Genomic DNA, 10000 nt, shown 5'->3' with positions numbered 1-10000 from the left:
GCCATGCCATGAATGCAGCAGCCGTTGACGCTATTGTAAAGGCCTTTCCCGGCACTATTGAACTCGGCGGTGGTATTCGGGACATGAAAGCGATTGATGGCTGGCTTTCTCGGGGTATTAGCCGCGTTGTCATTGGGACAGCGGCTTTTGAAAATCCTGATCTGGTAAAGGAAGCTGCCCGAAAATATCCAGAACAGATCGTGGTCGCAGTCGATGCACGTGATGGTATGGTCACGACCAAAGGTTGGGCAGAGCAGTCAGAAATTTCTGTCACTGATATGGCTGAACGCTTTGCTAACGCCGGTGTCGTTGCATTACTTTACACGGATGTGGGTCGGGATGGCTTAAAAAAGGGCTGTAACAGCGAGGCCACCTTGGCTTTGGCTGCCGCAACTGACATTCCGGTTATCGCCAGCGGCGGGGTTAAAGATATTGGTGATATCGAATTGCTAGCACGCCATACAAAAGACGGCATCGAAGGTGTTATCTGTGGTCGGGCTATTTATGACGGCTCACTTGATCTGAAAGCGGCTTTAGCTATTGCCCGCCAAGGAGGAGCTAGCGCATGACCCTTTGTACCCGAATTATCCCTTGTCTGGATGTTGCCGATGGGCGGGTCGTGAAAGGCGTTAATTTTACTGATTTGATGGATGCTGGCGATCCAGTCGAACAAGCCAAGGTATATGATGCAGCAGGGGCTGACGAATTATGCTTTCTGGATATTTCGGCCAGCCATGAAGGGCGCGGCACTATGCTGGATGTCGTTGCTCGTACGGCTGAAGTCTGTTTTATGCCCCTCACAGTCGGCGGCGGGGTGCGTCAGGTTGAAGATGCCCGTGCTTTACTATTGGCTGGAGCTGACAAAGTTGCCGTTAATTCTGCCGCTGTCGCCCGACCGGAATTAGTCGCGGAGATCGCTGACCGTTTCGGGGCGCAATGTGTGGTTGCTGCCATTGATGCACGTCGTAATGGCGACCATTGGGAAGTCTATACCCATGGTGGTCGTCGTCCGACAGGTATCAACGCGCTCGATCATGCCCTTAATCTGACACGCTTGGGAGCAGGTGAAATTCTTCTGACTTCCATGGATAAGGACGGTACCAGAGACGGCTATGATCTGGAATTAACTCGCTTGGTTGCTGATTCAGTGCCCGTTCCTGTTATTGCCAGTGGTGGGGTCGGCAATCTCGATCATATGGTCGAAGGGGTGACCAAAGGTCATGCCAGCGCGTTGCTCGCTGCCTCTATTTTTCATTTTGGCCAATATAGCTTGGCAGAAGCCCATGAAGCCTTGGCAAAGGCTGGCTTAACCGTGCGGCATTTGCCCGAATAACCGATCGATACATGTTAAGGCGGGTTACTCTTTGCAAGGTTACTTCCAGCTTTTTAAAATAGCCTGTTCAAAAAGGGCAGGGGGATAAAGAAAGACAAAAATGTTATGTCTGAAGAAACATTAGCCTATATCGAATCCGTTATTGCCGAACGGCGCAAAGCCTCTCCAGAAGATTCCTATGTTTCTTCTCTCTTCCATCGTGGCACTGCCCATATCGCTCAGAAAGTAGGCGAGGAAGCCGTAGAGACTGTTATTGCAGCCTTGGCTCAAGATAAAAAATCACTGGAAAGTGAAGCGGCTGATCTCATTTTTCATTTAGCTGTTTTATTAGCTGACCGTGGTAGCAGCTTTGAAAATGTCTTTTCGGAATTAAGACGACGTGAAGGCATATCCGGTCATGCTGAAAAAGCTGCTCGGCCAAAGCCTTAAATAATAGAATAGTGAATAAAGCCGGTCTTCTCAATATCGGCTTTATTTATATTCTTTTGTATAATCAGAATAAGAATTAAGACCTTTTTAAAAAAATTCTTTTATCTCAAAGGAATAGCTAATGACTGTCGACATTCATCAACCCTATGATGATAACAATATCTTTGCCCGCATTATTCGCGGTGAAATCCCTTGCAAAAAGGTTTTTGAAAACGACCAAGTGCTGGCTTTTCATGATATCAATCCTCAGGCTCCTGTTCATATCTTGGTTATTCCAAAAGGCCGCTATGTTTCATGGGATGATTTTTCTGAAAAGGCTTCAGATACAGAAATTGCGGCTTTAACGCGGGCAGTCGGCCAGATCAGTCGAGATCCAGCTTTAAACAACGGCTATAGGCTAATTGTGAATTGTGGTCATGATGCAGACCAGTTGGTGCCACATTTACATATTCATATTTTATCCGGCAAAGAATTGGGTGCCAAGCTTATCCAGTTATAATCCGCAATATTTTGCAACAAAATGCTTATTTCGTTTTTGCTTTAAATTTTATTTGATCAAAATCAAAATAAGCCATATGTAATAATAATATTATAATATTGTATCAGCTCGATATAGTCTTTCCTTACTATCAGGAGGATAAAAAGAACTAGATTATGTCAGAAAAGATGCTTTTTCTCTTGCCAGCTGTCGGGAAACGCCTTCTATTGTCTATCGAGGTGGGTCGTTCGGGCTAACTATTTGAGAATATCAATTAAATTTGGCCTGAAACGGTTAATCTATAGACAAAATCAAAGTGCGGTACAGACCGCTTCTTATCGGGGGATAATGAATGATATTCGGGCGTGTGAAGCCTCTCGACGCCATTTTAGAAACAGCTAAAAAGAAATCTCTCCATCGTTCTTTAGGCGCCTTTCAGCTAACCATGCTGGGTATTGGCGCTATTATCGGTACCGGTATTTTTGTGTTAACGGCGGAAGCCGCACAAAAAGCAGGCCCCGGAATGATGTTGAGCTTTATTATTGCCGCCTGCGTTTGTGGGGTTGCAGCTTTTTGCTATGCTGAAATGGCCGCTATGGTACCCGTATCAGGGTCAGCTTATACCTATAGCTATGCCGTCATGGGCGAACTTGTTGCATGGATGGTCGGCTGGGCGCTTATTCTTGAATATGCCGTGGCAGCCAGTGCTGTTTCTGTCGGTTGGTCAGGCTATGTTGTCGGTTTAATTGAGCATCTAACAGGCTCTCATCTGCCAGATTCCGTCCTTGTTTTTACCAAAGGGCCTTTTAATGGCGGTATTATTAACCTTCCCGCTGCCTTTATTGCTCTTTTAATCATGTCTTTATTGATACGTGGTACTAAAGAAAGCGCCACTGCAAGCGCTATTCTGGTTGTTATCAAAATAACGGCACTTTCTCTTTTTATCTTTTTGGCAATTCCAGCCATGAATATGGAAAATTTCCATCCTTTTGCACCTTTGGGCTTTTCAGGTATATCTGCGGCTGCGGCTTCTATCTTTTTTGCCTATGTCGGTTTTGATGCTGTTTCTACGGCAGCCGAAGAAACCAAGGATCCTCAACGGAATATGCCGATTGGCTTGGTCGGTTCGCTTGCGATTTGTACTTTGTTTTACATGTTGGTTTCGGCGGGCGTTATTGGTGGCGTGGGGGCGCAACCTGTTTTCGATGCCGCTCATCAGCATGCGTTACCCGCAGGCAGTAGCGAAATGGCAGCAGCCTGTTCTACTCTGAAGGACAGCCATGTCGTCTGCTCTAATGAAGCCTTAGCATGGAGCCTTCGTAAAATCGGATGGAATAAAGTCGGCAACCTGATAGCGTTAGCCGCTGGTTTTGCCTTACCATCCGTTATTCTGATGATGATTTTTGGTCAGACCCGCATCTTCTTTGTGATGAGCCGTGACGGTCTGTTACCAGGATTTTTTGCCAAAGTGCATCCCCGTTTCAAAACGCCTTATATCGTGACTGTCATGACCGGCTTGGCCGTTGCAGCTTTTTCGGCTTTCTTCCCTGTCGGTATTCTTGCTGATATTTCTAATGCAGGCACGTTATTTGCGTTTGCTATGGTTGCTATTGCCGTCTTGGTCTTGCGTCATACTGATCCGAAAAGACATCGTCCTTTCAAAACACCTTGTGTTTATTTGATTGCGCCTCTGGCTGCTTTGGGCTGTCTGTATCTTTTTGTTAGTCTGCCTCTCATGACATTAAAAATGTTTTTTGGTTGGACGGTAGTCGGATTGGTCGTCTATTTCCTCTATGGCTATCGTCACAGTAATATTGCTCGCAATGTTCCAGACGATGAAGAAGCCTAAAAAGAAGCGCGGCTTTATCTGCCTTCTTCCTTTCTAACGGATGGGCAGTCGGCTAAATTCATTACCAAGAAATACATACCCGATAAAAAACGGCAGAGAAATCTCTGCCGTTTTTTTTGTTTTGAATGTCAGTGGTGTATCAACCGCTATTGCGAAGCGCCGTTGCAATGGCATTGATCGTCAACTGAATAGACTCGAGGATATGCGGGTTGGTATCACCTCCACGCCATTTCTTCAGCAATTCGACCTGTAAGTAATTGAGTGGTTCCAGATAAGGCCGACGCATTTGCACCGAATTATCAACCGCTGGAAAACGTTCCAACAGCCAATTTTGCTGGGTTGCTTTTAACAGACCTTCACAGCCTTTATTCCAGCCATCCGCGATAGAATCATAGATAGCCTGACCATTTGTCTGATCCTCGACCAAAGCCAAATAATGCTTGGCAATCGTCATATCGGAACGTGCCATCACCTGTTCCATATTCCGAATAGTCGTGCGGAAGAACGGCCAACGGCTTGCCATTTCCTGTAACAGCTCGGTATCTTCAAAGTCATATAAAGCCTGACCGAAACCGAACCATCCGGGCAACATAACCCGAACTTGTGACCAGCTAAATACCCAAGGAATAGCGCGCAGATCTTCAATCCGGTCGGATTTTTTGCGGCTAGGTGGACGTGACCCGATTTTTAAGAGGGCAATTTCCGGCAAAGGCGTAAATTCACTAAAGAATTTACGGAAGCCCTTCGTTCCATACACTAATTGGCGATAGGTCTGGAAAGCTGAATCTGAGATCTGATCCAAGGCCTTACGGTAACGACTGAATTCCGGCTCGACAATGGTTGGTGCTTCCAAAGAAGTAATCAAAGTCGCTGCTACGGCTTCATCGAGATGGGCAATAGCGCTTTCATGGGTGCCATATTTGGCCGCCACGACTTCACCCTGCTCGGTATAGCGGATACGCCCTTTGACGGCTCCCGCTGGTTGCGACAGAATAGCATTGAAGTTGGAACCACCACCGCGACCAACGGAACCACCCCGTCCATGGAAAAACTGGATTGGCACACCGGCTTTTTCAAAAATCGGTACCAAAGCGAGACAGGCCTTATAAAGACCCCAAACCGATGTCAGATATCCACCGTCCTTATTGGAGTCAGAATAGCCAACCATTACTTCCTGAACACCATGTGCCTTGGCAATGGCTTGTGCTTCAGGCAGCTTGAACCATTCCTCCATGACTTTTGGCGCATTTTCAAGATCGGCCACCGTCTCGAATAAAGGCGCAGCTTCAATCGCGGCTTTTGGCTTCGCCCCCCCTTGATACAGCCCAGCTTCTTTCAAAAGCAAATAGACTTCAAGAATATCGGAAATGCTTTCACCATTCGAAATCAAATAAGTCGTAATGGATTCAGGGCCAAAAATCTCATGGGCGCGTGCCGCTGCCTGAATAATATCAAGCTCGGAGCGTGTCTCTTCGGAATAATCGGCGCGCGGAACGAATAGAGTTCGCGGTTGCGACAATTCTCGTCTTAACAGCTTAACGCGATCTTCTTCCGATAGAGATAAATAATCGGCTTCAACTGCGGCTGTCCGTAGCAGTTCATTGACAACTCTTTCATGAACCTGCGAATTCTGACGCAGATCGAGGGTAGCCAAATGAAAACCAAAGGTCTCAACCGAACGGATTAAGGCTTTAAAGCTACCTTCTGCCAATTTGCCCAAGCCTTCGGCCAAGGTCTTCAAATCAGTCAGCAATTCTTGAGGCCGTTTATAAGCTTCTGCAGAACGCAAGGCAGGGCGCGAAGGGTTGCGACCGGCGATCTGACGATAAGTTGCTGCTAAACGGTCATAAATACCATTTAAGGCACGACGATAAGGCTCATCCGCGCGGATCGCAGCATCATCACCGCTTTTATTAGCCAGACACAGAATATCATCGGATACCGAAACCATATCGGTTGAGACCGAAAGATTGGAAAGCAGTTTATCAAGACGGTTAAGATAATCCGTCAATACTGTTTCCGAGCTGCGCTTCAAAGACAGCATAATCGTATCGGCATTGACATTGGGGTTACCATCACGGTCACCACCGATCCAGTTACCGGGTCTAATAAAGCTTGGAATAGAACTACCAAGCAATTTTTCCCATTCTGCATAAAGCTGAGGCAGAACAGGCAGAAAAGTTTCTCTCAAGAAAGATAGGGCAGTTTCGATCTCATCGGCCACGGTCAGCTTTTGCAGCATCAGCGGACGAGTCTGCCATAATATCGTGATTTGCTGGATTAAAGCATCTTCGATCGGAAGACCATCTTCAGTTACCGTTTGTCCAGCATCTTTTAACCGCATTAAACCAGCAATGCGATTATAATGGTCAAGCATACTTTTCCGACGGACTTCGGTCGGATGTGCTGTCAGAACAGGCACAATGCAGGCTTTGTCGATCATATCAATGATCGCCTGCTGACTGACCCCTTTGGCTTTTATGTCCTTAAGGGCACTTGCCATATTGGCATCAGGATCAAGGGCATCTCCCTGACGATCATCAGCCAAATTGGCCAGCATTGAAAACAGCAAAAAGGCATGTGCAAAAGAGAACATGTCATTAAGGTCAAGGTCGGCTAAGCGAGAACTTAGCTCAGTGCTGTCAACAATACCCCGATGGCGTCTAATCGCGGCAGAGCGAATTTGCTCGATCTGGTTGAATAAAGACTCTCCGCCTTGTTCCTTAATAACCTGACCGAGCAGGTTACCAAAATAGCGAAGGTCTGGGTTCTGATTAATTGTGCGCGGCTTGGTCATAAACCATCCCTTTGCCTAGCTTACGGAAGAGAGACAACCCATCTTCTGATCTTATGCCTCAAAAAAATGGTTAGTCTTTTCGATTAGAAGTATCCTAAATTCTCTCTTAAAAGCTTTTTTTATAATAATTACTATATTGTATAATAATTATTTATTTTTAAGTTACAAAATAATCAAAAAGTCATTTAAAATATTGAATAAGAAAGAATCAATTCTATTCACTTTGAAATTTATGGGCAGATTCTGAATCGATATTCTGGTTATGCTTAAAAAATTTCAGCTTCCCGATAAAAATATATTAAGATTATTTAATAATTAGAAGCGCAATAAGCAGAAAAAATAAAAAATTTTACCCTATAAACAATAGATTATACATTGATATTGATTATTATTAATTATTCTTCTTTTCAAGAAAACAGTTTCGCTATCATAGCTGCAATAGAATTTATCAGAGCTATTAAAATTAGTTTCTATACCGCAATCTTTTTTTCACTCATAAAGAAAGACATGGTCTTTCTGAATCGCATTTATACTCGCGGCGGGGATGATGGTAAAACTGGTATAATCGGTGATATCCGTCTTTCTAAAAGCCATGCTCTCATAGATGCCATTGGTGAAATTGATGAAACCAATGCCGCAATCGGTGTCGCTTTAGCGAGGATAAATGATCTTTTTTGTCGGGACAGATTAGCTCTTATTCAAAATGATCTTTTTGATCTTGGTGCAGATTTAGCAACGCCTTTTGAAAATAAGATTTCCTCTTCTCTTCGGATCACAGCTTCTCAAGTTGAAAGGTTGGAAGTAGAAATAGACGGGATGAACCAAGATTTATCTCCCCTCAAAAGTTTTATTCTTCCTCAAGGGCAGGGGGGTGTTGCTGAACTTCATCTTGCGCGTGCTATTGCCAGACGGGCTGAAAGAGCGCTTATCAGATTGAATGACAGTGACATTACGATCAACGCTGGAATCCGCTGCTATGTAAACCGCTTGTCTGATTATCTTTTTGTGATGGCTCGATGGCTAGGGCAAAAATTAGAGCAAGAACAGCTTTGGGAACCTCGAAAAGGCAATATCTAACAGGTTTTTATTTTAAAAAACACTCCACGGCTTTAGGCATCATTAGGCAATTAAACGTCGTTATTTTTATTTTTCCCTTGTGGATCAGGCTTTTTTCCGCAAAAGCGACGTTAACGTAAAATTTTCTTGTTCTCGGAGCCTGTGCATGTCCGCTACTTATGCCCCCGATAGAATCCTGCTTGAAAAGGCAGAGACCTTATCCGAAGCGTTGCCTTATATTCAGCGATATGCCGGTAAGATTTTTGTCGTCAAATATGGCGGCCATGCCATGGGCAACCCCGATGCAGCGCAAGACTTCGCAGAAGATATCGTTCTTTTAAAGGCGATCGGTATTCATCCCGTTGTTGTGCATGGCGGCGGGCCCCAAATTGGTAAGATGCTGAAGGCCTTAGGTGTCGAAAGCCAGTTTATTGATGGTTTACGCGTCACCGATAACGAAACGGCCAAGATTGCCGAGATGGTTTTATCAGGCGCTATCAATAAAGATATTGTTTCTTGGATTGGCCGTGCTGGTGGCCGCGCTGTTGGTATCTCCGGTAAAGATGCCAAACTCGTCGAAGTCGAAAAAGTCAAAAAGACCAGAAAGAATTCCACTGACGGGCAAGACGAAGATATTGATCTTGGTTTTGTCGGTCGTCCCGTTTCAGTTGATCGTCGCCTTATTGATACTCTGACACAATCCGGCATGATTCCGGTTGTCGCCCCTATCGGGGTAGGCGCTGATGGCGAAACCTATAATATCAATGCGGATACCATGGCAGGCGCTCTGGCTGCTGGTCTGGAAGCTGCACGCCTCTTCTTATTGACGGATGTTGCCGGCGTTCTTGATGCCGATAAAAAACTTTTACGGACATTAACACCCTCCCAGATTGACAGCTTAACGAAGGCAGATGTTATTTCAGGCGGCATGATTCCTAAATTGGAAACCTGTATTGAATCCGTCAAAAGTGGTGTTGATGCTGCTGTTATTCTGGATGGCCGCGTTCCACATTCTATTCTGATTGAACTCTTTACCGAGCAAGGGGCTGGAACCCTTGTGAAGCTTGATTAAGAAAAGAATAGATAGAGATTATGCTACGTCGGACTTATAACTGGACGCTAAGAAGAGCAGCCGATCGGCATGCCCTATTATGGCTCGTGCTGCTGTCTTTTTCTGAAGCCTCTTTTTTCCCGATCCCGACCGAAGCTATGCTCGTCCCTATGGTTATAGCCCGTCGGGAAAAAGCATGGTTAATGGCATGGCTCGCTACCTTGGCATCTGTTGTCGGTGCTTTATTTGGTTATGCGATAGGCTACTACCTTTATAATAGCCTTGGTGGCTGGCTTATCCATCTTTATGGCTTGGAAGGAAAAGCACATAGCTTTCAGGATTGGTATGCCCGATATGGAGCTATCGTGATTCTGGTAAAGGGATTGACCCCAATACCTTTTAAACTAGTCACGATTGCAAGCGGCTTTGCTCATTATAATATTTTGAGTTTTCTTGCCGCTGCCTTTGTTAGTCGCGGATTGCGCTTCTTCTGTGTCGCAGGGCTGTTACGCCGTTATGGTAAACCGATCGAACAATTCATTGAAAAAAGACTGACCTTAGTTGCCTCCGTCTGTTTATTATTGTTGGTTGGCGGCTTTGCTTTGGTAAAGATCTTATAAAATATAACAATAATACAATCTAAAAATATCATGCCTAATCATCTATTTAGGCATGATATTTTTTAGATATTTACTTAATGTCTCTAGATATAATAATTTTCTTAATTTGAATTTGTATAAAAACAACTGATCATAATTTTTAAAAATTTAAAGAATTTAATTCTAAGACAATGATCTTAAGATAAGTATCTTATCACATCTATTGTTTATATGCCTGATCGATATCTGTTCGTTTGGAAATGTAATCAAAGATATTCGAGATCAATGGCTAATAGGGCTAGACATCCTCTTAAAACACAGAATGCTGCCCGTCTGCCCGTCTGCCCGTCTGCCCGTCTGCCCGTCTGCCCGTCTGCCCGTCTGCCCGTCTGCCCGTCTGCCCGTCTG

9 protein-coding genes are annotated in these 10000 nt (G+C 44.8%); 8 read left to right on the top strand and 1 reads right to left on the bottom strand.

Annotation, left to right across the window (positions count from 1 at the left end; translation table 11 throughout):
• The 5 genes from LDL18_RS01520 to LDL18_RS01500 all read left to right on the top strand — a co-directional run.
• A partial coding sequence (locus LDL18_RS01520; protein WP_296506416.1) for a HisA/HisF-related TIM barrel protein occupies positions 1 to 569 on the top strand: 569 nt, incomplete at its 5' end.
• On the top strand, positions 566 to 1333 hold the full coding sequence (gene hisF, locus LDL18_RS01515) for an imidazole glycerol phosphate synthase subunit HisF (RefSeq protein ID WP_296506413.1): 768 nt from the start codon (positions 566 to 568) through the stop codon (positions 1331 to 1333). The genes LDL18_RS01520 and hisF, both read left to right, overlap by 4 nt.
• Before the next feature lie 105 nt (positions 1334 to 1438).
• Entirely contained in the window at positions 1439 to 1762 is a 324-nt protein-coding gene (locus tag LDL18_RS01510; protein WP_296506411.1) for a phosphoribosyl-ATP diphosphatase, read from the top strand.
• Positions 1763 to 1883: 121 nt separating this feature from the next.
• Positions 1884 to 2261: a histidine triad nucleotide-binding protein gene (locus LDL18_RS01505; protein ID WP_296506410.1), complete on the top strand. Its 378-nt coding sequence runs from the start codon at positions 1884 to 1886 to the stop codon at positions 2259 to 2261.
• 331 nt (positions 2262 to 2592) lie between these two features.
• Complete coding sequence (locus LDL18_RS01500; RefSeq protein WP_296506409.1) at positions 2593 to 4089, top strand: amino acid permease; 1497 nt, start codon at positions 2593 to 2595, stop codon at positions 4087 to 4089.
• A gap of 139 nt (positions 4090 to 4228) precedes the next feature.
• Here the strand turns inward: LDL18_RS01500 and ppc are convergent, their stop codons facing one another.
• Positions 4229 to 6886, bottom strand: a complete 2658-nt coding sequence (ppc, locus tag LDL18_RS01495; RefSeq protein ID WP_296506407.1) for a phosphoenolpyruvate carboxylase — start codon at positions 6884 to 6886, stop codon at positions 4229 to 4231.
• A 507-nt stretch (positions 6887 to 7393) separates the two neighbouring features.
• Between ppc and LDL18_RS01490 the strand changes: the two genes are divergently transcribed.
• From LDL18_RS01490 to LDL18_RS01480, 3 genes are all read left to right on the top strand, one after another.
• A complete protein-coding gene (locus tag LDL18_RS01490) occupies positions 7394 to 7963 on the top strand; it encodes a cob(I)yrinic acid a,c-diamide adenosyltransferase (RefSeq protein WP_296506406.1) in 570 nt (189 codons plus the stop codon).
• A 145-nt stretch (positions 7964 to 8108) separates the two neighbouring features.
• Entirely contained in the window at positions 8109 to 9014 is a 906-nt protein-coding gene (gene argB, locus LDL18_RS01485; RefSeq protein ID WP_296506404.1) for an acetylglutamate kinase, read from the top strand.
• 20 nt (positions 9015 to 9034) lie between these two features.
• Entirely contained in the window at positions 9035 to 9613 is a 579-nt protein-coding gene (locus tag LDL18_RS01480) for a YqaA family protein (RefSeq protein ID WP_296506402.1), read from the top strand.
• Positions 9614 to 10000 lie beyond the last annotated feature (387 nt).

The sequence above is a fragment of the Zymomonas sp. genome (assembly GCF_020216885.1).
Lineage (GTDB): Bacteria > Pseudomonadota > Alphaproteobacteria > Sphingomonadales > Sphingomonadaceae > Zymomonas.
This window is presented reverse-complemented; position numbering and strand designations above follow the sequence as displayed.

Excerpts from the sequence above, each read along its gene's own strand:
- hisF (WP_296506413.1), top strand. The coding sequence starts at position 566 with ATGACCCTTTGTACCCGAATTATCCCTTGTCTGGATGTTGCCGATGGG.
- LDL18_RS01510 (WP_296506411.1), top strand. The coding sequence starts at position 1,439 with ATGTCTGAAGAAACATTAGCCTATATCGAATCCGTTATTGCCGAACGG.
- LDL18_RS01480 (WP_296506402.1), top strand. The coding sequence starts at position 9,035 with ATGCTACGTCGGACTTATAACTGGACGCTAAGAAGAGCAGCCGATCGG.
- argB (WP_296506404.1), top strand. The coding sequence starts at position 8,109 with ATGTCCGCTACTTATGCCCCCGATAGAATCCTGCTTGAAAAGGCAGAG.
- LDL18_RS01505 (WP_296506410.1), top strand. The coding sequence starts at position 1,884 with ATGACTGTCGACATTCATCAACCCTATGATGATAACAATATCTTTGCC.
- LDL18_RS01500 (WP_296506409.1), top strand. The coding sequence starts at position 2,593 with ATGATATTCGGGCGTGTGAAGCCTCTCGACGCCATTTTAGAAACAGCT.
- ppc (WP_296506407.1), bottom strand. The coding sequence starts at position 6,886 with ATGACCAAGCCGCGCACAATTAATCAGAACCCAGACCTTCGCTATTTT.
- LDL18_RS01490 (WP_296506406.1), top strand. The coding sequence starts at position 7,394 with ATGGTCTTTCTGAATCGCATTTATACTCGCGGCGGGGATGATGGTAAA.